This window comes from Rhodobacter sp. Har01 (assembly GCF_020564565.1).
GTDB lineage: Bacteria > Pseudomonadota > Alphaproteobacteria > Rhodobacterales > Rhodobacteraceae > Pseudogemmobacter.
Window position 1 is genome coordinate 1 of sequence record NZ_JAJCTD010000058.1, and the last position, 253, is coordinate 253.

Below are 253 nucleotides of genomic sequence, written 5' to 3' on the forward strand. Positions count from 1 at the left end.
GTCCACCCGCTTCAACTCCCCCTCCGTCCGCTGCCCCGCAACGGACGGTCTGACAGAACATCAGGGGGGTCAAAATTGGACGCCGATAGCCCCACCTAGGGGGTCAAAATTGCACGCCGAAACACAGCTTCGAGCCTACGGGCAAGAAAAAGGGGGCCCGACGATCAGCGCGGGCATCTGATCGGGCGCACGAAGGGCGGGCTGAACACCAAACTGCATGCCGTCACCGATGCGAGGGGTCGTCTGCTGAAGT

General features: G+C 62.5%; 1 pseudogene. It reads left to right on the forward strand.

Annotation, left to right across the window (positions count from 1 at the left end):
* Nucleotides 1-123 precede the first annotated feature (123 nt).
* Nucleotides 124-253: pseudogene (locus tag LHP98_RS19400) on the forward strand (IS5/IS1182 family transposase); the annotation flags it as partial.